The following is a 20,524-nucleotide window of genomic DNA, read 5'->3' on the forward strand; positions in this document are numbered from 1 at the left end:
AAGAAAGAAAAAGGGAGTGCAAGGCATGGCCGTGAGCGTCGGGGTGCTCGATCATTTCAACATCCGGACCCGGAAACTGGCCGAGACCGTCCGCTTCTATGAGGACGTGCTGGGCCTTGAGAACGGTCCGCGGCCCAATTTCGCTTTCCCGGGTGCCTGGATGTACAGCGAGGGCAAGCCGGTGGTGCATCTCGTCGATATTTCCGTGACGGACGAGGCTCAAAAGCCCGATTCAGGCGTTGTCCATCACGTTGCCTTCGTCAGTCGCGGTTTCGACGGCATGAGGCAGCGGCTGAGCGGCAAGGGCATGAAATTCGACTCCCGGCAGGTGCCCGGCGGCGACCTCTGGCAGATCTTCGTGCACGACCCCAACGGGGTCATGATCGAGCTGAACGAGGCGGCCAGGGAGCAGGGGGCAGCGGCCCCGGTCGAGACGGCCGGCGATATCGGCAGGCAGTAGCCTTTTGGGCGTTTCCGCTCTAATGGGTCGCATCGCCCTGAGGCGCGATCAGGATCGCGCGTTAGGGTCTTATAGTTGAGCATGATCTTACCGGAAACCGCTGCACGCTTTTCCAGATCATGCTCCGTTCAGGAGATGCGCTTTGAGCGTGACGCAGCAGCAGGTTCTCGACAGCCTCAGCCGGATCAAGTCGCCGCGCGGGGTCGCGCTCACCAATGCCAATGTGCTGAGCGCGATCAGTGCCAGTGACGGCAAGGTGTTCTTTTCGATCAATGTCGATGCCGCGGAGGCGCGGGCCTGGGAGCAGGTCCGGGCCGAGGCCGAGGCGGCCGTGCGTGCCATTCCCGGCGTCACCACCGCCATGGTGGCGCTGACCGCCGAGCGCAAGCCGGGCAGCGCACCACCACCGCCGCCGAGCCGCGGCGCGCCGGGGGTACAGCAGGCCCATGCCCATCGGCCGCCGCAGGGCGGCACCTCGCCGATGTCGCGGCAGTCCGAGATTCCCGGTGTCGCCGCCGTCATCGCGGTTGCCTCGGGCAAGGGCGGGGTCGGCAAATCGACCACCGCGCTCAACCTCGCGCTGGGCCTGCGCGATCTCGGCCTGAAGGTCGGGCTGCTCGATGCCGATATCTACGGTCCCTCGGTGCCCCGGCTGACGGGCCTGCGCGACAAGCCCGAGCTGAACGCGGAGCGGAAGATGATTCCGCTGAAGCGTTTTGGTCTGTCGATCATGTCGATCGGATTCCTGGTCGAGGAAGAGACCGCAATGATCTGGCGCGGGCCGATGGTGATGTCGGCGGTGACGCAGATGCTGCGCGACGTCGAGTGGGGCAAGCTCGACGTCCTGGTCGTCGACATGCCGCCGGGCACCGGCGATGCGCAGCTCACGCTCGCGCAGAACGTGCCCCTGAAGGGTGCCGTCATCGTGTCGACCCCGCAGGACCTATCGCTGATCGACGCGCGGCGGGGCCTTGCCATGTTCAAGAAGGTGAACGTCCCCGTGCTCGGCATCGTCGAGAACATGAGCTATTTCCAATGCCCGCAGTGCGGCACGAAATCGGACATTTTCGGCCATGGCGGAGCGCGACACGAGGCCGAGAAGCTCGCCGTCCCGTTCCTGGGCGAAATCCCGCTGCACATGGCGATTCGCGAGACCTCGGATGCCGGAAAACCGGTGGTCGACAGCGAGCCGAATGGGCCCCATGCGGCGATCTATCGCGCCATCGCGGGCCAGATCCGGGACCAGCTCAAGTCCGTAATTTCCACGGGCTGAAGCCTCCCGCGGAAGGCATGCGACTTTCGTACAGTTCCGTCATGCCATTGTCGCGTTCCGAAAGCTGGGCTTCCGTGCTAAAGGCCCCGGCAGTCAAGCGCCTTCGGTTCGACGCGGCCATCACGCATCGCCGAGACTAGCGGCGGCAGAAGAGACGTCGGGGAAAACGCCCCAGCAAGGAGAGACCTGAAGATGAAGCGTCGTGATTTCTTGAAAGTGTCGGCAGCAGGGGCAGCGGCAACTGCGGTGGCCTCGCCGGCGATTGCGCAGTCCTCGCCCGAGGTGAAGTGGCGCCTGACGTCGAGCTTTCCGAAATCGCTCGATACCATCTATGGCGGCGCCGAGCAGGTGGCGAAGTACGTCGCCGAGATGACCGACAACAAGTTCCAGATCCAGGTGTTCGCGGCCGGCGAAGTCGTCCCGGGCCTGCAGGCGCTGGATGCGACCTCCAACGGCACGGTCGAGATGAGCCACACCGTGTCCTACTACTACGTCGGCAAGGACCCGACGTTTGCGATCTACGCCTCGGTGCCGTTCGGCCTGAACGCGCGCCAGCAGAACTCCTGGTGGTACCAGGGCGGCGGCGCCGAGCTCGGCAACGAGTTCTTCAAGAAGTCGAACGTGATCGGCTTCCCCTGCGGCAACACCGGCACCCAGATGGGCGGCTGGTTCCGCAAGGAGATCAAGACGGTCGCCGATCTCTCGGGCCTGAAATTCCGCATCGGCGGCATCGCCGGCCAGGTGCTCCAGAAGGTCGGCGTGGTGCCGCAGCAGCTCGCCGGCGGCGACATCTATCCGGCGCTGGAGAAGGGCACCATCGACGCGGCCGAGTGGGTCGGCCCCTATGACGACGAGAAGCTCGGCTTCGCCAAGGTCGCCAAGTACTACTACTATCCGGGCTTCTGGGAGGGCGGGCCGATGGTTCATGCCTTCGCCAATCTGGACAAGTGGAATGCGCTGCCGAAGAGCTACCAGGCGATCCTGACCAACGCGACCGCGAACGCCAACAGCTGGATGGCTGCGCGTTACGACATGCAGAACCCGGCCGCGTTGAAGCGCCTGGTCGCCGGCGGCACCCAGCTTCGTCCCTTCACCAACGAGGTGCTCGAGGCCTGCCTCAAGGCCACCAACGAGCTGTGGGCCGAGATCTCGGCCAAGAACCCCGACTTCAAGAAGTCGATCGACGCCATGCAGGCCTACCGCTCGGATGAATATCTGTGGTGGCAGGTCGCCGAATACACCTACGACAGCTTCATGATCCGCTCGCGCACCCGCGGCTGATCAGGGCAGGGCCCCCCCGGGGCCCAGTCCTAAGTCCTAAGTCTTAGTCGGGAAGCCCGGCCTCGTTCGCGAGGCCGGGCTTTTGCGTATGGAAATCGGTAACGGGTTGTTCCATGCTTGCCGGAAAGCCTCGTCAAGAAGGCGCGCACAGTCACAACCGTCAGGGTAGGAAATCATGAAAAGACGAGACTTCATCAAGGTCACCGGACTTGGCGCCGCCGGCGCCGCCACGCTTGCCGCTCCCGCCATCGCGCAATCGATGCCGGAGATCAAATGGCGCATGCCGACGAGCTGGCCGAAATCGCTCGATACGCTCTACGGCGGCGCCGAGATGATGTGCAAGATGGTCGCGGAGGCGACCGACAACAAATTCCAGATCCAGATCTTCGCGGCCGGCGAGATCGTGCCGGGCCTGCAGGTGCTCGACGCCGTTCAGAACGCGACCTGCGAGATTGGCCACACCGCGTCCTACTATTACTTCGGCAAGGACCCGACCTTCACCTTCGGCTCGTCGGTGCCGTTCGGTCCCAACATGCGTATCAACCAGGCCTGGTACATGCTGGGTGGCGGCCGTGAAGTGCTGAACGACTTCTACAAGAGCTACAACGTGATCTCGCTGCTGGCGGGGAATACCGGCTGCCAGATGGGCGGCTGGTTCAGGAAAGAGGTCAACACGCCCGACGACCTCAAGGGCATGAAATTCCGCATCGGCGGCTTTGCCGGCCGCGCGCTGCAGAAGCTCGGCGTGGTGCCGCAGCAGCTTGCCGGCGGCGACATCTATCCGGCGCTGGAGAAGGGCACCATCGACGCCGCCGAATGGGTCGGTCCCTACGACGACGAGAAGCTCGGCTTCTACAAGATCGCGCCGCACTACTACTATCCCGGCTGGTGGGAAGGCGGCCCGATGCTGCTCGCCTTCGTCAACCTCGACAAATGGAATGCGCTGCCGAAGTACTATCAGAGCGTTCTGGAGCAGGCCGGCCACTACGCCAACAACTACATGATGGCGCGCTACGACCAGGCCAATCCGATGGCGCTGCGCAAGCTGCTTGCCAACAACACCAAGCTGCACGCCTTCCCGCCGCCGATCATGGACGCCTGCTTCAAGGCCGCGAAGGAGCTGCACGCCGAGGTCAGCGCGACCAACCCCAACTTCAAGAAGGTCTACGAGTCCCTGACCAAGTTCTCGAACGACGGCTATGCCTGGTTCCAGGTCGCCGAGGTTGGCTACGACATCTTCATGGCGCGTCACGCGCAGGGCTGATCACGCTCGCGCGTTGAGGCGCGATCATCCATCAAACAGCGAAAACCCGGTCTCGCATGGCGAGGCCGGGTTTTTGCATTGGGAGAGACCAGCCTGACGCGCGTAGCGGACGTCCATCAATAATCCCGAAAACAACCCCATGCAAAGTAGAGGATTGCGGCATGGTGCCCGTCTGAATTTTGCGAAATCATTTGACACGTCGGGCAAACCAGTGGCAAAAGATTATTATCGAATAATCCGAAATCGACGAGCGTCGCGCCGGCAGTTGCGCAACAGAACTGCAGGATGGGTCAAGCGAAGCGAAACCCATCATCCCTCCCAGGGTGAGCAAGCGCGCAACGACCAGCGTCGTCCGGGTCCGACCGCGCGATGAGTTTCGCTTCGCCTTACAGATCGTACGAGCTTCGATCGTGCACGCGATACTTCGCTTTGCGATCATGTCGAGAAAGGTCTGCTTACTCTAGTCAGTGAGGTCGACCCTGATGTCAGCAGATATTCGTTTTGGCCGCGTGCTGGATCCGATGGAACGGATCTCCGAGGCTTTGTTCGGTCTCATCATGGTGCTCACCTTCGTCTGCAGCCTCGGTGTCGCGACCGCGGACGATATCAGGAGTCAAACGATGCTGGTCGGCGCTCTCGGATGCAACCTGGCTTGGGGCATCGTTGACGGAGGTCTTTATCTGTTGGCCCGCATCAACGATCGGGGAATCAATATCCTGACAATGCGCGCATTACGGCAGTCGCCGGATCCCGAAACGGCGCGGCGCGTCATCACCGACGCGTTGCCACCGGAATTGGTGTCGGTCCTGCCTCTGGAGCAACTGGAACTGACACCGCAACAGTTGCGGCAGCTGCCCGAGCCGCCCGAACGTCCGAGGTTGACGAAACACGATTGGATCGGAGCACTTGCTCTTTGCTTGCTGAGCTTCGCTTCCACCTTTCCGATCGTAATCCCTTTCATATTCCTGAGCGACGCCAAAATGGCGCTGCGGGTTTCCTACGCCGTTGCCATCGTGATGCTGTTTTGTTGTGGTTACGCGTTCGGATATCGTAGCGGACTTCGGCCTTGGGCGGCCGGCCTTTCGATGGTGGCCATGGGTGGTGTACTGGTCAGTGTGGCGGTAGCTCTCGGAGGATAGGCAACGGTGCGGCGAAGAGGCGCAGCAACGGATTGGCAGTTGGGCGGCGTCTCGATTGCAGCGTTCGTTGGATTGTGGCTGGCACCGGTGGCCGGCAACGTGGCGCGCGCCGAGACCGCCGAGACCAGCGCTAGCGGCGCGATCGGCCTTGGCAATCGCGGCTGGTCCGCAGCCGAAACGAGTCACGCAACGTCTGTCAATGAGCTCGAATTCAGCGCCCGCGCGGGGGTTGCATCCGACTATGTCTATCGCGGGACGACGCTGTCCGGTCGCGAGCCCGCGGCCGGAGCCGCCTTTGAGGCAAGGTTTGGCTCTCTATACGCCGGCGCCACGATGGCCACCGTCAGGCTGCCCACCGAACCAGTCGGAGAGTTTACGGTGGCAGGCGGTATCCGCCCGAAGATCGCAGATATCAATTTCGATCTCGGCGCGACCTATTTCGCCTATCCCGGAGAAAAGTTTCCCGGCGTGACGAACGGCATCAATTATTGGGAAGCGGCGGTTCGCGGCGACAGAAGCATCGGCGAGTCCTTTCGCATCGCCGCCGGTTACGCCTATTCTCCGAACGTCTCGAACACCGGTGCCTGGAGTCAATATGTGGCAGCCGGGCTGGGTTATGATGTGCCAACCCGCCAGCTTCCGAAGAACCTGGGCGTGTCGTTCACGACGGCTGTCGGCTATTCCTGGTTCGGCAATCAGGCTCCGCAACTCGGCAGCTTCCCGTTACCTGCCTATCTCAACTGGCAAGCGGGCGTGACCTTTACCTACAAGGCCGTCAACTTCGATCTGCGCTACTACGACACCAATCTGTCGAAAGAAAACTGCTTCGTCTTTACTGGCGATCCAAATGCGCGGGCGGGTGGCCGCGTTGATCCCATTACCAACCCCGCTGGCCTGGTCTCGAACTGGTGTGGTGCGACGATCGTCGCCAAAGCCTGGTTCGCTTTTTAAACTGTAGGACGGGTAGGGCGAAATCCATTCATCCCTCCCGGGGGAGCGAGCGGCGTGACAACCAGCGTCGTCTGGGTCTGACCGCGCGATGGCTTTCGCTTCCGCCTTCGCTCTTCGAGCCACGGCGGACGGTCGTTGTTGATGCGCAGATCTGCCTGCTGGACGGCGCACCCAGGCACGATTTGCCGTGCGTCGTTGATCGCATCAATTTGCTCTCTGAGAAGGTTCGGAACGAGAGGGGTAATGTCATCTGCAGCCGACGCTGCGGCAACGTAGGCGATGGATTTGAGCGAGACACAATGGGTTAGGAGTGTCTCACCGAATTGGTTCGACATACCAGTGATATCCTAGTCGAGAAGACCTTGAGCGATCTGTACGTCGGTACCTGCGATCGCAACAGAAGTTTTAGCTTGCCTACGGGAACATCCATGCGCAGGATAATCGCGCAGTCTCGCCGTGCCCGGTCGGCGGATCTTGGCGCGGCCGCCTGAAGCGTTCGGGTTGTATGCCAAGATGACCGATCTACAGCACTGGCTGGAAGAGATTGGACTGGCTCAATATTCCGAGTTATTTGCCAGGAATGACATTGATTGGGAAATCCTGCCGGATCTGACCGAGAGCGAGTTGGAAAAACTCGGCGTTTCTCTGGGGCACCGGAAAAAACTGGTTAAGGCGGTACGGGCTCGTTGCGACTCGTTGCAAGTGTCCAACCGGTCGACTGATGCCCGGTCGACGCCGGCGACAGCCCAGAGTGCTGAGAGGCGCCACCTCACTGTGCTCTTTTGTGACCTCGTAGGTTCGACTTTCTTGTCTTCGCAGCTCGATCCCGAGGAGATGCGTAAGATCCTTTTTGACTTCCAGCGCTGTTGTGGTGACGCCATTCGTCGCTATGACGGGCACATAGCGCGTCTTATGGGAGATGGAGTTCTCGCCTATTTCGGCTTTCCATCGGCCCATGAGGATGATGCCGAACGTGCGGTGAAGGCGGCTTTGGAGATAGTTGAATCAGTTCCAGCCGTAGCCATACCGATCGCCGGAAAGCTCGAGGTCCGGATCGGTATTGCAAGTGGCCTGGTGGTTGTCGGTGATCTGATCGGAGAGGGGCCTTCGCGCGAGTTCGCGCTCGTCGGCGATGCACCAAACCTGGCGTCGCGCTTGCAGGCCTTGGCCGAGCCCAGCCAGATATTGATCGCTCCACGCACTCGGCTCCTGCTTGGCGGGCTGTTTGAATTTGCCGACCTTGGTGATCGCGATTTAAAGGGAGTTGAGCGGCCGGTTCGTGTGTGGCGAGTCGTCGCGCCGGGGTCGCTATCGAGCCGCTTTGAGGCGCGCACCTCTTCGCACCTGACGCCCCTGATCGGTCGGCAGGATGAGGTGCGCCTGTTGCACAAACAGTACAGCAAGGCGAAGCAGGGCAAGGGCCAGATGGTCCTGATCTCTGGCGAGCCTGGAATAGGCAAGTCTCGACTCATCCTGGCCCTGCGACACCGACTGGCCGAAGAGAGATACGGTTTCCTGCAATTTCAGTGCTCGTCGTATCATACGAGCAGCGCGCTGCATCCAGTCATTCATTACTTGGAGCATGCCGCGGATATAACGCGCGATACCTCGCCTGCGGTTCGATTGAACAAGTTGGAGGACCTGGTACGCCGGACGACCGAACAAGCCAGATCAATCGTTCCGCCGTTGGCCGCGTTGCTGTCGATTTCAATCGGAGATCGCGCCCCCCAACGAGAGCTCACGCCCGAGCAGCTAAAGGGCCAAACCTTCAGTGCTCTCCTCGCTTTGCTGCGGGCCGGTGCCGAGCAGCAACCGGTTGTCCTCGTATTCGAAGACATACATTGGGCGGATCCGACCTCCCTGGAGCTACTTCAGCGCATCCGCGACAACGTAAAGAACTGGCGGATGTTGGTTGTGCTGCTGCATCGTCCGGATCTTACTCTGCCTTGGGCCGAACAACAGCACGTGACCTCGTTGACGGTCAATCGATTAGATCGGCAGCAGGTGTCTTCGATGCTCCAGTCCCTGACCAAGGGCAGGGACTTGCCGCGGACTGCAATCGATCAAATTCTGGCCAAGACGGATGGCGTGCCACTCTTTGTCGAGGAAATCACGAAGGCAGTCCTCGAAAGCGGAGGCGTTGGATCGCGCGAAGATCGCTCTGGCGCACACTCTACGCTGCTGGTGCCAGAAACATTGCATGATTCGCTAATGGCTCGCTTGGACTTGCTCGCGCCAGCGAAAACTGTCGCTCAGATCGCGTCCGTGATCGGTCGCGACTTTTCCCTTGAGCTGTTGAAGGCGACGGCCCCGTTCTCGGAAAGCGATGTTCAGGCAGCCGTCGATCGCTTGCTGGCATCAGGTCTGGTGTTCCGAACCGGTCACCTGAGCGATCAGAGCTTCTCCTTCAAGCACGCACTCCTTCGAGACGAAGCCTATGCGAGCATACTCAACGACCAGCGCCGAAAGCTTCACGGAAGGATCGCCGACATTTTGTGCCGAGACTTCCCGAAGGATGCTCATACGGCTCCTGAAATCGTTGCACAGCACTATGCCGAAGCTGGCAGAGCCAAACTGGCGATTGATTATTGGATAAGGGCTGCTCGGCAAGCCAGTGCACGATCTGCCTTTGTCGAAGCCTGTACTCACCTTCAATTGGCTCTCAAGCGACTGGCCGAGTTTCCATCGGACATGGAGCGCGATAATCTCGAGTTGCAGTTGCAGCTGTCGCTGGGGAATGCCTTTGCGGCGTCAAAGGGGTTTGCCGCGACAGAGACCGTTGAAGCCTATAAACGGGCGCTTGACCTGTGCAGCACCGCCAAGAGTTCTGATCAGAGATTTGCGGTGCTCAACGGGATAATTGCCTTCCATGTCACGCGAGGCGACTTCGAGCAGTCTCGGACATTGGCAGAAGAGTTGTTGGCGAGAGCCCAGCAGCAGGACAATCCGATGCCCAAGCTGATCGGTCATCGTGCTCTCGGCCAGGCGCTGTTTCTGATCGGCGAACTGGCCTCCGCGCGGGACCATCTGAGCGACTCGCTCAGATTGTACGATGAAACGCACCACGCACCGCTTACCCCGATTGTCTCGCAAACCTATTTGACGCTTGCATCTACGCTGCTCGGGGACATCGATCGCGGGCTGGCATTTGGCCAAAACGCGGTACGCATCGCCGAAAAGCAGCGGCATCCGCATAGCCTCTGTAATGCGCTCGCGTTTCTGGCGGGAGCCCACGTGCTGTGTGGCGACCCCGCGGCAGGTTATCCGATCGCCGAACGAACGGTGGAGCTGGCCTCCGAATATGCCTTTCCGCTTTGGCTGGCTGGTGGCCGGATGCTGCGAGGTTGGGCAAGTTGTCATCTCGGGAACGCGGAAGAGGGCCTTCCCGAGCTTCGCAAGAGCGTAAGGGCGCTGGAAGCGACTGGTGCGCTGATCTGGGTGCAGTTCGCCCGCTATCTCCTGGCCCAGGCCCTCGCGAAATCAGAACAGGTCGCCGATGCCATGAAGCTCGTTGATCAGACGTTGCTGACCGTAGCTGGAACGACCGGGCGCTGGTACGAGGCCGAGCTTCATCGGCTAAAGGGGGACTTGCTGGTCGGTGGATGCGGCTCTCCGGCAGCGGCAGAAATCTGCTACGAAAAGGCGATAGCTGTTGCCGCGCGGCAGGGAGCGTGGCTTTGGCAATTGCGCGCCTCGAATGCCCTTGCCGGGCTATGGTGTGCGCAGGGCAAGATCCCGGAAGTGCGCGCCTTGTTGGCTCCGCTCAACACCAGCTTTGACGGGAAGACCATCATACCGGATCTGCGGCGCACGAAGGCCCTGCTTGCCGAACACGCAGCGGCTGAGGGGTTCACTCCGGAAGTCCCGCCTTGCGCAGCCCCTCGATGATCATTCGGCTCCGTTGACCACGCGCCATCAAAGTCGATATCCGGAAATCAGGCTCGATCTCGAGAAGTCGGGTCGCCGTCTTGGCGGCTGGCGAGGAGACTGTAAGCCGAATGTGTTACTTCTCGGCCAGCTCTGTCAGCTTTGCGCCGGCCATGCGGAAGAACCGTTTTTCGGGCAGCGCCCGCCCGCCGAGCATCTCGTAGAACTCTTGGAGCCCTGGATCATCTGCATCGACAGTCCAATCGATGCGATCGTGGCCTTCGTGCCGAGCCAGTGCGGCCAGTTGCGCCATAAGCCTTTTCCCTAATCCACTCCTGCGTCGATCGTGACGAACGTAGAGCTCCTTCAAGAAAAAGCCCGACGTCAAACCGGGCCCAGGATAGATGGCGCTAAAGCATGCGAAACCAGCGATCCCATCGTTCTCGCAAGCAAGCAGAACGCGCGATCCCGCGGGCCTCGACTTCAACCCGTCGATGATCGAGTCCCGTGTGGGACAGCGGGCGCGATAATGAGCTTGCATCTCGATCAGCACATCGGCCATGTCATCGAAATCTGTTTCGGCAATCTCCCTGAAAGCCGTCGGAGCAGTCTGGCCCATGGTCCATCGATCCCTGTGGTTGCTGAACGTCCGCTCATTTCCGAGCGGTGATCATCCGCCTTTTGCACCGGGTTCTGCTTCGTGTCGAGGTGAATGGAGGCGCGCCGCTGAATGACAGATTGTCGCCCGTCACGGGCGAGGGCGCGCTGTGGGCCAAGCGCGGCGAGATGCGGCAGCGCCTGGTTTTCGGCGGAATAAGCAAAAGACCGGCTCGGAGTTAGCCGAGCCGGCGGACGACTTCACTCGTGACGTGCGTTCGCATTCCAGCGTTTCGGATATTTAGCTGCCCGGTGCGCTATACGAGGAGCGCAACTTGGCCGCGTTCTGCCGAACCTGCTTGATCTCGTCCTGCGTGAACAGGCGTGTCAATTTCACATTCTGAAGAGTGCCGGCCGTGACGGTCAGGCCGGAAATGGCTGGAGCCGCACTCGGATCAGGCACGTCGAAGATCACCAGAACGCCCGGGCCGTCCGATGCAGAGCTATACATTGACACCAGCTTTCCGCCGGCCGCTTCGATAAGCTTTCTCGCCGCTTCCTGGCGATCAGTCGTCGGGTTTTCCAAAATGGCATTGAGAGCACGTGGCGTATATTGTCCTGTCAGACAGAAATGCATGGAATGTCCTCCCTAAAAAGAATGTGGCAATAATTATCGTCCCGTTCCGAGTGAGTCGTCACGGTCGTCCACGTCCGAATGAAACTGTCGCAAGTGCAATGCCCGCCGTAGGCATAAACGCCGCCAATCACCACCGAGATTTCGGCACATCGCGGTAGCGGCTCTCCTGGCAAGATACATCACACACTGAGCGCACGGAAGTGGACTACATGCCGTTCGTGACTGCCACTGTCGAAGAGCGATGTAGCGTGGTCAGAGTGTGGCGTCGGCTTTCGTGACCTCGCATTGTAGGCCAAAGCCTGCGCGACTAGTCATTTCCAAGCGCATTGATCCACATCAACGCCACGGGCCAGTGGCACAGCGGCATCATAGTGCCGGCGAGATCGCTCAGTTGCGGGACGGGATTTTCGGTGCCGGCAATCAGGAGATACAGGCGATTTGCTGAATGTGGCCTGTTGGCCCTGCTGCAGCCGAAACGTACTCACATTGGCGGTAAAATTCGCTCGGGAGAGCAGGGGCGTCGCGGTGCGGGTGATGCGCAGGATTCCGCTAATCGCCGACCCAGAGCTGAAGAAACTCGAAAAATCACGCTTGCCCGCCGTCACGGGTAGATCGCACTTGGCTCGGGCTGCCCTCGACCACCACTTGTGACCCCGAGCGGACCTCGCCTTGCGGCAGAAGCACGCCCAATTCGCGGGCCCGACGTTTGACGGAGGCGATGTGACGTCCAAGCTCCCTTGCTATCGTTCGCACACTTTCCTTCCGGTGTGCGAGTTCTATCAGCAGCTTGGTCTCCTCGTCGGCCCATTTGCGGGGTTTTGCAGACTCCATTGCTGTCCTCGCTTCGAGGATCGAAACCAAGATGACTTACGACCGTGATTCGAGCACGATGAAGGCGGCCCACCAGCTTACGCTTAGGATTTGCGCGAACAGCTGCCGTATCTGCCACGTCTCCTTCTGGGTGCTGCAACAGGCGTTCCTATATCGCGGCGTGCAATAGTTGGACTGTGAACGGGTTCACAGCAGCGCCAGAAATGACATGCTACGTTTTCGATAGTTGCCGGGACTTTTTTGAACAATCTCCATTCCAGGATTGAATAAGCAACCTCTTTGGAGGTTCTCATGTTCAAGCAATTCCTTTTGGCCGTAGCCATTTCTGCTCTAGCGTTACTTGGCTCATCCAAAGCCGATTGTCGCGATGATCTGGAGCCTGGCGTCGCCGCCGGGTCGGGTCAGCCCCGACTCGATGCAACCCGAGTCGCGGAAGACCTGTTGGATGAAGTTGCGGGTTGGCTCTCATCGAATTTCGATCTGCCCGCGATCAAGGATCGCCCAGCCATCGAATTTACCTCGAAAGCAAGACTTGCGACTATGCGCGCTTCGGATCGTGCGCATTGGCAGGGTCTCGCGCGGGATGAGGGCATCGATCGATTAGCGCTGCGCACGGTTGTCGCGCTTTATGACAACAATTCGAAAACCATCTTCCTACCGGACGACTGGATTGGAAAATCACCAGCGGACCAGTCGGTCCTGGTTCACGAGATGGTCCATCACCTTCAAAATCTTGCGAAGTTGAAGTTTGAATGCCCGATGGCGCGAGAGAAGTTGGCCTACATGGCTCAAGACAAATGGCTGCGGCGGTTCGGAACGAGCCTGGAGAGTGAATTTGACGTCGACATGTTCACGGTGCTGATTTCCTCTGCATGTATGTACTGACCATGATCGTGCCAACATTGTATTCTCAGAGCGAGACTGCGTCTCCCTGTTGAAGGCATCGTCTCCAGATAGGTACCGATTTGAAGTCTCGTCCGTACACGAACGCAGTGCGCGTGATGGTCAGATGCCTGGCTGCCCTTGCAATTGTCTTGGCGCTCTGGGCGATGGCACGGGGGCAGCAGCATCATTTTGTCCCGCTGCCAACGGGCCCCATGCCTGCCGCGCTTGTGCCGTGAAGTCTCTGCCCAATGCGGTGATCAAATACGCGCCTGGCATCATGACGCGGCGGAGCCGGTGACCGCGGCGGCGGGGGCCGCTTCGCGTGGCGCGCGGCGGCCATTGAGCACCACGCCGATCATGGTGAAGCGCACCAGCAGGCGATAGCTCGCCAGCATCAGGGGAAGCGCGACGCCGAGAATGGTCGCGAACTTGATTGGCCAGGGCCAGTCGAGTTGCGACACCGCGACCTGCAACGCCATCACGATCGGCATTTGGATCAGATAGAGCCAGTAGGATGCGTCTGCGAGATAGCGGCGCGTCGGACTGAACGTGGACATGAAGCGGAGCGCGAGTCCGATGACCGCGAACGTTGAGGTCCATATTGCCGGTGCATAGAGAACGGCGGAGACAAGCCTGAGCGTGTCGGAGCGGATCGGCAGCTTTGGCGCACCCGGCGCGGACGTCACCACGCCGGCGAGGACGAAACAGATCAGGATCAGGCCGAGCGCCAGCACTAGGTGCGACAGCCAGCGTCGCTCCAGAATCCGCAGCAGGTCGCGCTGCCGATGCAACAGCCAGCCGATGCGGAATGCGGTGCCGAAACCGATCCAAGACGGCAGGTTGGTGATGAGCGATTGATCTGGCGTCCTGATCCCCATCACGCTGATCCATTTCTGGTCGAGGCTGAGGTCGATGCCGATTGGGATCGCCAGAACCAGGTGAGCCAGCGGATTTCGTATGGTCCATGCGAAGAGCCGGTCGAGGGCCGTTCGCAGAGCGCCGGACGCATCGAGCCGGACGATGACGCCGCGCAGCAAAAGCATGGCGACATAGAGCTCCAGCAACACATAGAGAAACCAGAGATGGGCGGGGGGGAAATTCGGCAGCACCGGCGGCCAGCCACGCGCGCCGTGGACCGGACCGCCATTCGGAAAGCTGGATGCCCAGATCACGACCATCGCCATAGGCGTAAACACGATCGGCCAGCCGATCACGAGCGGTAGCCCGATCCTCTGCAACCTGTCCCTTACAAAGCCCCAGGCTCCCCGGCGATGAAAGCTCATGCGGGCGAAGAAGCCCGCCATCAGGAAGAAGGTCGTCATCCGGAAGACGTGGATGGCGAAGAACAACAGGCCCAGGGCCGCGCTTTGATGGGTGTCCTGGATGAACCAGAACCCGGTCGGGGCAGGGACAAATGACAATGTCGCGTGCAGGGCAATGCCGAGCAGCGGGGCAAACCCCCTCACCGCATCGAGGGCGTGCAGCCGTTCAAACGCGGAGGGGGCGGTGGTCAAGCGAGACATGGACGGGCTCGTGCTCGCTGGAGAGGGCCTTCTGCCTGACAATCTGCCCGATCTTGCCAGGGCCCTCTTGCCCGATCCGGAAATCGGCTAGCCGATTTCTCGACGCCGCTGGCCGATTTTGCGATCACGGTCGGCGTCCCCGCGTTGATCGTCTGGCGAAGATGATATTGCGGAACGCCGTCGGGGCACCAGCAGGCGTGAGCGATTTCTGCTCAAGCGACGGACGCTCATTCGCAAAGCTTACGTGAAGCTTACAGGAGACGAAAAGGCGGATGGCGCTCGCCTTTTTGCTGGCCGAAACCCGGCGGATAGTGGAAGAAATCTGCGAAGCGGTACGAGCCGCGGGTTTCCGGCGGGACTACAATGCGTCTTCTGATCGTCGAGGACAATGTCGAGCTGTCGCGGCTGGTTGCGAACGGCCTGACGGTGGCGGGCTATGAGAGCGACATCGTCAGCAGCGCGGCCGAGGCGCGCGAGGCGGTGCGCAACGTCAGCTATGCCGCGATGATCCTCGATCTCGGCCTGCCCGACGGGGACGGTCTGGCCGTGCTGCGCGAGCTGCGCCGCCACATGGACCCGTTGCCCGTGCTGGTGTTGACCGCGCGGGGGGGCTTGCAGGACCGGGTCAACGGCCTGCGCAGCGGCGCCGACGATTATCTCGCAAAGCCGTTCGCGCTGGAGGAGCTGGTGGCGCGGCTGGAGGCGATCCTGCGCCGTCCCGGCCAGTTGCTCGGCCGCTCGCTGCGGCTTGCCAACCTCGTCTATGACACCGAGAGCCGGCAGATCTTCGTCGACGACAAGCCGCGGATCATTTCTGCGCGCGAGACGTCGGTGCTGGAGATCCTGCTGCGGCGGCAGGGACGGGTGGTGCCGAAGAAGAATGTCGAGGACCACATTTTCGGGCTCGAGGGCGAGGTCGCGTCCAACGCCGTGGAAGTCTACGTCTCGCGGCTGCGCAAGCAGCTCGCCGAGCACGGCGCCAGGGTCGTGATCCACACCATCCGCGGTGTCGGCTATCTGATGGCCGAGGAGAAATAGCGTGCCGCGCCTGAGGTCACCGACGTTCAAATCGCTGATCTGGCGCATCGTCTTCCTGCATATCGTCGCGATCGCCGTGGTGGCGATCTTCCTGCCGCTGGTCCTGTTCTGGCTGTTGAACTCGGAGATCGGCGAGTTACATCGCGCGGCCATGCGGGCGCAGGCCGAGGTTCTCGCCGAGCGCATCGCCGTGCAGCCGGATGGCAGGATCACGTTCAACCTGCCTGACAGCCTCCGGGGCCTCTATTCGGAGGCTTATGGCCGCTACCAATATGACATCAGCGATGCCGACGGCAGGGTGCTGTTCTCCTCGCACAAGAAGACCGGCGCGGCAGCCTCGGAGACCATTTCCGGCGCGGGCGTCACGCGCACCATCGACGACAGGACCGTGCGCATCCAGGTCGCCGAGGATCTCGCGCACCGCGACGTCATCATCGACGACATCGTCGCCAATTTCTTCCGGCGCGTCGGCTGGATCACGATTCCGATCCTCCTGGTCCTGCTCGCCACCGACATCATCATTTTCCGCCGCGCCATCTCGCCGCTGCTGAAGGCTTCGGAGGAGGCGAGCAATATCGGTCCGGCGCGCACCGATATCCGCCTTCCGACCGAGCAGATCCCGCGCGAGATCCTGCCGCTGGTCACCGCCGTCAACCAGGCGCTCGACCGGCTCGAGGACGGTTTTCGCGTGCAACGGCAGTTTACCGCGGACGCCGCGCATCAGCTGCGCACGCCGCTCGCGATCCTGCGCACCCGGATCGAGACATTGGGCGATGGCGCGGCCAGAAAGGCGCTGCACGCCGACATCGAGGGCATGAGCCGGATCGTCGCGCAGCTGCTGGAGATCGCCGAGCTCGATACGCTGGTGCTCGATCCCGGCGAGACCGCGGACCTGCGTGCCGTCTGCGCCGAGGTGATCGGCTCGATCGCGCCGCTTGCGCTGGCCCAGAACAAGGACATCGCGCTGAGGGGCACCGACGCACCGGTCCTGATCCACGGCAATTCCGAGATGCTGCAACGGGCGATCTTTAATCTTGCGGAGAACGCCATCAAGTTCACCGCGAAGCATACCGCTGTCGATGTCGAGGTCAGCGGCGACGGTGTGGTGCGGGTGCGCGATTGCGGCCCCGGCATCGCGGAGGCCGAGCGCGAGCTGATCTTCCAGCGGTTCTGGCGCGCCGACCGCCAGCGCAGCGACGGCGCGGGCCTTGGGCTGTCGATCGTGCGCGGCGTCGCGGAGGATCACGCGGCGAGCATCACCGTCGAAAATCTCCCCGGCGGCGGCGCCCAGTTCACGCTGTGCTTCAAGCTGGCGGACGGAGCGGGAGACGCTGACAAGAAATCGGCGCGGCATTGACGCTGCACCCTCTCTCCTTGTGGGAGAGGGTGGATCGCATCGGCCTTGATGCGGAGCGGCATCAACGATGGCCGGGAAGCGGCCGGCCCAGTTATACCCGTTGCGGGTGAAGCAGCGGACCTTCGGGCCATCCCGGCGCACCATCAGCCGGTAGCCGTCGTGCTTGATCTCGTGAAGCCAGTCAGCCCCGGACGGCGGCCGGGCCACCTTCGACGGCAGGCACGGTTCAATGAAGCCGGATGGGCGCCGCCGTTGGACCATGACGGGAGGATAGGGCAGCGTGCGACGGGTTCAATCTTCGAGAAAGTGCCCTCGCGTTAACCCTCAACCTTTGGCAGTGTGGTAGTGCTTCGTCGGGGGGCTGCTGGAATGGCCAAACAGACAATCACACACGATCCCGACGACGTGCTTATCGTCGGGCAGGTTGGCCGATGGGCCGCTGAGAAGCATGACCGCCTGCGGAAATATATCGACGCTTCGCACAATGCGCGCGCGAAATTCTTGCCGCCGATCGGCAGGGCGAGCGCGAGTTACATCGAACTTTATTCGGGTGCAGGCCGTTCGGTCATCAAGCATACGACGAACATCATCGACGGCAGTGCCGTGGTCGCTTTCAAGGCGTCGAAGGCGACCGCCCATCCGTTCTCCGATATGCACCTGTCCGATCTGAAGCCGGAGAACTCATCGGCGCTGGGGCAGCGCATCAAGGCGCTTGGCGGTGCCGCTACTACGACAAGCTATGTGGGCCCAGCCGACATCGTGGTTGATCAGGTCATTCGAGCCATCAATCCTGCCGGTCTTCATCTCGCCTTCTTGGACCCTTCAATCTGGCGCAGTTGCCGTTCTCGATTATCGAACGCCTGTTGAGGGTGCGACGGATGGACCTGATAATCCATGTCAGCCTTCAGGACCTGCAACGTAATTTGGACGAATACACTCGTGAGGGTGGGACTTCGACAGCTTTGCGCCGGGCTGGAGGGATGTCGTCAACGTGCGACAAGCGATGGCACCCCTGCGCGCTGCTATAGTCGAGTATTGGTTGGGCCTTGTCCGTTCGCTCGGAACGCAACCTGCGACAGGCATTCCCCTGATCGTCGGCGGAAAAGGTCAGCGCCTCTACTGGCTTGTCTTCGCAAGCTCAAATCCGCTTGGCGTGAAGCTGTGGAACAGCGTGCAGAACCTGACGAAGCAAGGATCGCTTTTCAATGGCTGACACCTCGATCGAATGGACGGACGCAACGTGGAACCCGGTTGCGGGCTGCACAGTGATCTCTCCCGGCTGCACGAATTGCTACGCGATGCGCATGGCGGCCCGTCTCGATGCGATGGGCATGAAGAAGTATCGCGGGCTCACCCGCAAGAGCGGCAAGCGCGCGGTGTGGACCGGCAAGGTCAGGCTCGATCGGGAAGCGCTCAGCATCCCGGCAGGTTGGAAAAAGCCTCGCCGGATTTTTGTGAACTCGATGTCGGACCTTTTTCACGACGCCGTGCCGGCCGAATTTGTCGCCGCCGTCTGGGGCGCGATGCAGGCAACGCCGCAGCACACCTATCAAATTCTGACGAAGCGGCCGGATCGGATGGCGGACATCACCGCCTCATTGCCTCTGCTTCCGAACGTCTGGCTCGGGACGAGCGTCGAAAGTGCCGACTATCTCGGGCGCATTGATGAGCTGCGCAAGGTCGATGCCGTCGTCAGGTTCGTTTCGTTCGAGCCACTACTCGGGTCGGTGGCCGGCGCCGATCTTAGAGGTATCCATTGGGCGATCGTCGGCGGCGAGAGCGGCCCGCGCGCGCGACCGATGGAGGAACGGTGGGTAGCGGAGATTGAAACCGCATGTCGCAAGGCGCGGACGGCCTTCTTCTTCAAGCAGTGGGGCGGCGTTCGCAAAAAGAGCACCGGCAGGCACTATCGCGGGCGCACGTTCGATGAGATGCCGCGCGCCGCCACGATGTCCTGATCACCGGCGGTCCGCCAGCAAAGGGCTTCGCAAAGGAAGTCGATGCGCCAGAAAACGATTGTTGTCGCCAAACTCATAGGGTGCCTTCCGATAGCTTGGTTCGGCGGGAATGTAGTTTTGGTATTTTAGCTACCGGCACGTGGATTTTTGTCGCTCTCTTTTCTTTTTTGCCAGACGCTGTTTTCGAATTGATCGCTGTGACTTTTCTTTGGCTCTGTCGTATCGGTCTCTATGTCGCCCTCTTGGTTTTCTGGGCGTTTGAGCGTCCACCGACCGCTCCTAAAACCCGCGCCTCCAGCTCATGAAGAACCGGCGTGGCCCTTGGCTTCGTGACAGCACCGCAAAGGCCAGTGAGTTCGGCTACAGCGCCAGCCACCAAACCGCCAGCGCGACCATGACGACGATCACCGCGACGAAGATCAGCGCCCCCGTGTTCGACATGCGCCACATCGCGCACCGCCTTTGTGTGCGAGATGGTACAATAGTTAAGCGCGATATGATCTGAGGCAACCCGCAGCAAGAACGATGCCGGAGCGTCAGTCCTGCTCAGCGAGCGATGGTTCCACTCGTCCGCCTTGGCAAGAGCGGCTGCCGCCATCTCGCGCCGGACCTGATCCACGACCGCGTCGATACTGCGCCGAACCTGCATGTCGCGCGAGCATCGGGCCGCCATGCCGGATAGATGCGTCAGCGTAATGCCAGCGAGTTCATCGATCAGGGCATCGACATCGTCCCGGCGCACCAGTTCGCGCCGCTTCTCCATCAGCCGCAGTTGCAGCATCTCGGTCTTTGCCCTGACGTGATCTGCGTCCGCCTCACTGCGCGGCGATTGTCGCCTCTCGCGCCGCAAGTATCGAAGGTAGGCAACGCGGCTCTGATCAAGCGGGAAGCCGTCACCTTGCCGCTGGATCACGCCTTCCGCTTCGAGCTTGCCGATGTAGGCCCGGCTGCAATCGAGGCGGATCGCTAGTGCCGACGCGCTGACCTTTCCGGATCGCGGGCAAAAGGCGACGGGCGCGCGATCATTGGTGACGGCCTCAGTAATCGTGTTCGCTCGCGTTGCGTCGCGGCAGGATACCTCACTTCCGCTTCCGGCGGCATAGCGGACGATAACTCCGACTTGCCCCTGGGCTCAGTCGGTCGTGAATGACCCGAGGAGAAATTTGCTCCGCCCTGAACCACTGCATCAAGCTTAGCCTGCGCACGAAGACGGTAGGCTCGCGGCGTGGTATCATTGCCATCGGTAGGCGGCTCTCCGGGGAGAGGCAGATGCCAGCCACAATCGGACGGCGAGAGTTGATAGCNGCAGTTGGNGGTGNCGTCGTCGCTTGGCCATTGNCTGCGCCCGCGCAGCAGCAGCCCATACCCGTCATCGGTGTTGTGCTTCTCGCCAAGCGTGGGGAAAATACGCATTTTGAGGACGCATTTCGTCAAGGCCTGACGCAAGCTGGTTACGTCGAAAA

The 20,524-nt window shown here is 61.2% G+C and carries 18 protein-coding genes; 15 read left to right on the forward strand and 3 right to left on the reverse strand.

The window, feature by feature from the left end:
* The first annotated feature begins 25 nt into the window (after positions 1-25).
* The 7 genes from YUU_RS0135400 to YUU_RS52685 all read left to right on the forward strand — a co-directional run bounded on the left by YUU_RS0135400 (position 26) and on the right by YUU_RS52685 (position 10,256).
* The gene (locus YUU_RS0135400; protein WP_027526604.1) at positions 26-460 is read left to right on the forward strand and encodes a VOC family protein; all 435 of its coding nucleotides are present in this window, start codon (positions 26-28) and stop codon (positions 458-460) included.
* 142 nt (positions 461-602) lie between these two features.
* The gene (locus tag YUU_RS0135405; protein ID WP_027526605.1) at positions 603-1,733 is read left to right on the forward strand and encodes an Mrp/NBP35 family ATP-binding protein; all 1,131 of its coding nucleotides are present in this window, start codon (positions 603-605) and stop codon (positions 1,731-1,733) included.
* A 192-nt stretch (positions 1,734-1,925) separates the two neighbouring features.
* Positions 1,926-3,014 (forward strand): TRAP transporter substrate-binding protein, encoded by a 1,089-nt coding sequence (locus YUU_RS0135410; protein WP_027526606.1) that lies wholly within the window; start codon positions 1,926-1,928, stop codon positions 3,012-3,014.
* A 175-nt stretch (positions 3,015-3,189) separates the two neighbouring features.
* Positions 3,190-4,278, forward strand: a complete 1,089-nt coding sequence (locus YUU_RS0135415) for a TRAP transporter substrate-binding protein (protein WP_027526607.1) — start codon at positions 3,190-3,192, stop codon at positions 4,276-4,278.
* Positions 4,279-4,760: 482 nt separating this feature from the next.
* Complete coding sequence (locus YUU_RS0135420) at positions 4,761-5,417, forward strand: VIT1/CCC1 transporter family protein (protein ID WP_027526608.1); 657 nt, start codon at positions 4,761-4,763, stop codon at positions 5,415-5,417.
* Between the two features lie 99 nt (positions 5,418-5,516).
* Positions 5,517-6,368, forward strand: a complete 852-nt coding sequence (locus YUU_RS0135425) for a TorF family putative porin (RefSeq protein ID WP_198031878.1) — start codon at positions 5,517-5,519, stop codon at positions 6,366-6,368.
* Between the two features lie 513 nt (positions 6,369-6,881).
* The gene (locus YUU_RS52685) at positions 6,882-10,256 is read left to right on the forward strand and encodes an AAA family ATPase (protein ID WP_063621780.1); all 3,375 of its coding nucleotides are present in this window, start codon (positions 6,882-6,884) and stop codon (positions 10,254-10,256) included.
* Between the two features lie 115 nt (positions 10,257-10,371).
* Here the strand turns inward: YUU_RS52685 and YUU_RS0135440 are convergent, their stop codons facing one another.
* Complete coding sequence (locus tag YUU_RS0135440) at positions 10,372-10,854, reverse strand: GNAT family N-acetyltransferase (RefSeq protein WP_245288186.1); 483 nt, start codon at positions 10,852-10,854, stop codon at positions 10,372-10,374.
* 279 nt (positions 10,855-11,133) lie between these two features.
* A complete protein-coding gene (locus YUU_RS0135450; protein WP_027526612.1) occupies positions 11,134-11,469 on the reverse strand; it encodes a GYD domain-containing protein in 336 nt (111 codons plus the stop codon).
* 1,122 nt (positions 11,470-12,591) lie between these two features.
* Between YUU_RS0135450 and YUU_RS52690 the strand changes: the two genes are divergently transcribed.
* Positions 12,592-13,185, forward strand: a complete 594-nt coding sequence (locus YUU_RS52690; protein WP_027526614.1) for a DUF6647 family protein — start codon at positions 12,592-12,594, stop codon at positions 13,183-13,185.
* Between the two features lie 275 nt (positions 13,186-13,460).
* Here the strand turns inward: YUU_RS52690 and YUU_RS0135470 are convergent, their stop codons facing one another.
* Positions 13,461-14,708, reverse strand: coding sequence for an acyltransferase family protein (locus YUU_RS0135470; RefSeq protein ID WP_027526615.1), 1,248 nt, complete (start codon positions 14,706-14,708; stop codon positions 13,461-13,463).
* 363 nt (positions 14,709-15,071) lie between these two features.
* On the opposite strand from YUU_RS0135470, the gene YUU_RS0135480 reads away from it, so the two are divergent.
* From YUU_RS0135480 to YUU_RS0135515, 7 genes are all read left to right on the forward strand, one after another.
* On the forward strand, positions 15,072-15,746 hold the full coding sequence (locus tag YUU_RS0135480; RefSeq protein ID WP_027526616.1) for a response regulator transcription factor: 675 nt from the start codon (positions 15,072-15,074) through the stop codon (positions 15,744-15,746).
* 1 nt (position 15,747) lies between these two features.
* Positions 15,748-17,103, forward strand: a complete 1,356-nt coding sequence (locus YUU_RS0135485) for an ATP-binding protein (RefSeq protein ID WP_027526617.1) — start codon at positions 15,748-15,750, stop codon at positions 17,101-17,103.
* A gap of 369 nt (positions 17,104-17,472) precedes the next feature.
* Complete coding sequence (gene tcmP / locus YUU_RS0135490) at positions 17,473-17,970, forward strand: three-Cys-motif partner protein TcmP (RefSeq protein WP_027526618.1); 498 nt, start codon at positions 17,473-17,475, stop codon at positions 17,968-17,970.
* A 136-nt stretch (positions 17,971-18,106) separates the two neighbouring features.
* Positions 18,107-18,316 carry a hypothetical protein gene (locus YUU_RS59195; protein WP_156944684.1) on the forward strand — a complete coding sequence of 70 codons (210 nt, stop codon included), beginning with the start codon at positions 18,107-18,109 and terminating at the stop codon, positions 18,314-18,316.
* Positions 18,309-19,061 (forward strand): DUF5131 family protein, encoded by a 753-nt coding sequence (locus YUU_RS0135500; RefSeq protein WP_027526619.1) that lies wholly within the window; start codon positions 18,309-18,311, stop codon positions 19,059-19,061. Before YUU_RS59195 ends, YUU_RS0135500 begins: the two co-directional genes overlap by 8 nt.
* 556 nt (positions 19,062-19,617) lie before the next feature.
* Positions 19,618-19,743, forward strand: a complete 126-nt coding sequence (locus YUU_RS62455) for a hypothetical protein (RefSeq protein ID WP_256375321.1) — start codon at positions 19,618-19,620, stop codon at positions 19,741-19,743.
* Positions 19,744-20,031 carry a hypothetical protein gene (locus tag YUU_RS0135515; RefSeq protein ID WP_027526620.1) on the forward strand — a complete coding sequence of 96 codons (288 nt, stop codon included), beginning with the start codon at positions 19,744-19,746 and terminating at the stop codon, positions 20,029-20,031.
* Positions 20,032-20,524: the final 493 nt, after the last annotated feature.

This window comes from Bradyrhizobium sp. Ec3.3, from assembly GCF_000472925.1.
In the GTDB taxonomy this organism is placed as follows: Bacteria; Pseudomonadota; Alphaproteobacteria; order Rhizobiales; family Xanthobacteraceae; genus Bradyrhizobium.